This is a genomic window from Tenacibaculum sp. AWR4_210, from assembly GCF_056160945.1.
The window spans coordinates 1-216 of sequence record NZ_JBSWYF010000115.1 but is presented as its reverse complement, the minus strand read 5'-3'; the positions used below and the strand labels follow the sequence as shown (position 1 = coordinate 216).

The following is a 216-nucleotide window of genomic DNA, read 5'->3' as shown; positions in this document are numbered from 1 at the left end:
CATTTGGTAAAGCTTGCTCGCTTACCACTACCTGAGCTGTTGCTGCTGTGGTACATGGTGCCGTTGCTGCTACGGTATACGTATAGGTATTTGCGCCTGCTAATGCTGGTGACCAAGTTCCGCCGGTAGCTGGACTTCCTCCTAAGGCTGCAAATAACTGTGCCGATGTTACCGTGCTTCCTGCACAGATCGTTAGTGTTCCGTTAGTTCCCGCAT

At 51.4% G+C, this 216-nt stretch carries 1 protein-coding gene; it reads right to left on the bottom strand.

Annotation, left to right across the window (positions count from 1 at the left end; translation table 11 throughout):
* Positions 1 to 216 (bottom strand): hypothetical protein (locus tag ACXAG7_RS20270; protein WP_476667977.1); only part of this gene is annotated, 216 nt, incomplete at both ends.